Here is a 2,456-nt window from a genome sequence, read left to right on the forward strand (position 1 = left end):
CTGGCTGGGCGTCGGTAAGTTCGAGGCGTGCGAGTTGGTAGCCGGCATCCACCAGCTTGTTGAGCGCGGGCTCGGCTTCGCCAGCTTGGCGGTATCGACGATTACGCTGCTGGAGGTCCCGAGGAGTGACACGACCTCCATTCCTGGCGATCCATTCAATCGTGGCATCGGAAGTCAGGTATAGCTTGACAACGGCCCGATTCCCAAACGCAAGATGTTGACGTTGGCCTGGTTACGAAAGAGAGTCGATTTTCCGACAGCGGTCCCCACACCGATTGCACTTTTGCTTGGCTCGATCTGCGATCGGGTGCATCGCCCGACGCGTCGTAGGAAATGGCCAAACTGGCGTAGGTCGTGACGCCGAATGGCACGTAGTTCTTACGTAAGTTGTTGTGCTGAATTGGTATAGGCAAAGAAGGCCTCTCTTGCGTAGATGGAGTTGTCAAACACCCATCTTAGGCAAGGAGGCCTCACAATGTCGTTTTCTAACCACGGACGGTTCGGAGAGCAAGTGCGTTTTCTCAGGCGGCAATTCTTGCAAGACGGCGAGTTACCGTTTACGGATGTGTTGTCGGAGGGAACGATAGCACAAACACTGCAAGCGTTGAACGTCGTCTGGCTGGACCGAATCTATTCACCGCTGGTGACGCTGTGGGTCTTCTTAAGTCAGGTACTTAGCCAGGACCATTCTTGTCGTGCAGCTGTTGCTCGCCTGGTCGCATACCGCGTTTCGCGCGGACGGCGTCGCTGCTCTGCAGAAACGGGTGCCTATTGCCAGGCCAGGAAACGGCTGCCGGAGAAGTTCTTTTCTGGTGTCGCTCGTCTCGTGGGAAAAAATCTCGATGACCAGGTTGATTCCGCTTGGCTGTGGAAAGGCCGACCTGTTTACATGTTTGATGGCACAACGGTGTCGATGCCCGACACGCCTGAGAATCAAGCGGCTTATCCTCAGGTCTACAACCAGAGACCTGGGTTGGGTTTCCCGATTGCCAGAATCTGCACGATCATGTCTCTGTCGTGTGGGGCGGTGCTCGATTTGGGAATCAGCCGCTACGCCGGCAAAGGCCAGGGGGAACTGAGTTTACTTCGCAAATTATGGGATATTCTGTCGCCGGGCGACATTCTGCTTACGGATGCTCTGATGTCGACCTGGTACGAGCTGTTAACGCTGAAAGAACGCGGCGTCGATTCGGTCAGTCGCCTCAACAAGGCAACGCGGCGAGCTGACTTTCGACGCGGCAAACGCTTGGGAGAAGGCGACCACATCGTCCGCTGGCGAAAGCCCAGTCCGATTCGCTCGCTCGATTGGACCACCTACAAGAACCTGCCCGACTACCTGGAAGTGCGAGAGACTCGCGTTCGTGTGGAACAGCCAGGATTTCGAACCAAAGTCATCATCGTGGTCACCACGCTGCTCGACCCTGAAGCAACCACGAAGGAAGACTTGGCGAGCCTTTATCGAAGTCGGTGGAGTCAAGAACTCGACATCCGAGACATCAAGATCAGTCTCCAAATGGACGTCCTCAGATGCAAAACGCCCGAACTTGTTCGCAAAGAGATCTGGACGCACATCTTGGCTTACAACCTCATTCGCACAATCATGGCCCAGGCGGCGAGTCAGCAAGAAATCCTACCCAGAGAAATCAGCTTCAAGGGAACCATGCAAGCTCTGGAAGCATTCCAGCCACTGATAAGCTTTCAGGGTCACCGGGGGAAGAGCTTTCGACAACAGCTCTATCTGCAGTTATTAGAAGTCATTGCCACCCATCGCGTAGCAGACCGTCCCGACCGCTTCGAACCACGCATGAGAAAACGGTATCCACGCAAAGCAATCATGATGACCAAACCCCGTAGGGAACTGAAACGCTTGATGCGTAAAGGAGTTGCGATAATCTAAGTGAATCTATGAAGGAAGTCTTCTCTGGTAGGCTTGTGGTTGAACTATCCCTCAACCCATTTCGAGGAGGCTTTGAACATGTCGCAGACGACAACTGAATTACGCACAAGAACAAGGGTCCTCGCACCACCTTGCTATGTCGGACTCGATGTCCATCAGTTGCACAGTACTATGCACGTCCTAGACGCCCAGGGGAATCGCTTGCAGCGCCGCACCATCAAGGCGTATTGGCCGGCGGTGGTCCATGAGGTCGAGAAGCTGGCAACGGACGAAGACGGCCGAATACGTCAGGTGCACGTCTGTTTCGAAGCGTCCGTCGGAGCTGGACATCTCTATGACCAGTTGCGATCCCACTGTCATCGTGTGGTAGTTGCTCACCCAGGACAGTTGCGACTGATCTTCCGCTCCAAACAGAAGAACGACCGAGCCGATGCCGAAAAGCTCGCCAAATTACTGTACTTGGATGAGGTTCCGGCAGCCTACATGCCTGCGAAGTCGATCCGCAATTGGCGAAAGCTCATCGAAACACGGCGACGGACGGTTGAGAAACGATCGCGGG

3 protein-coding genes are annotated in these 2,456 nt (G+C 54.8%); all 3 read left to right on the plus strand.

All coding sequences use genetic code 11. From position 1 onward, the window contains the following. Positions 1 to 184: hypothetical protein (locus tag NG895_RS13605; protein ID WP_252853054.1), on the plus strand; the 184-nt coding region annotated here is incomplete at its 5' end. Positions 185 to 475: 291 nt separating this feature from the next. After that, positions 476 to 1,897: an IS4 family transposase gene (locus NG895_RS13610; protein WP_252853055.1), complete on the plus strand. Its 1,422-nt coding sequence runs from the start codon at positions 476 to 478 to the stop codon at positions 1,895 to 1,897. A 171-nt stretch (positions 1,898 to 2,068) separates the two neighbouring features. Next, positions 2,069 to 2,456: IS110 family transposase (locus NG895_RS13615; protein ID WP_252853056.1), on the plus strand; the 388-nt coding region annotated here is incomplete at its 3' end.

The organism is Aeoliella straminimaris (genome assembly GCF_024054565.1).
GTDB classification, from domain to species: Bacteria; Planctomycetota; Planctomycetia; order Pirellulales; family Lacipirellulaceae; genus Aeoliella; species Aeoliella straminimaris.

Excerpts from the sequence above, each read along its gene's own strand:
- NG895_RS13610 (WP_252853055.1), top strand. The coding sequence starts at position 476 with ATGTCGTTTTCTAACCACGGACGGTTCGGAGAGCAAGTGCGTTTTCTC.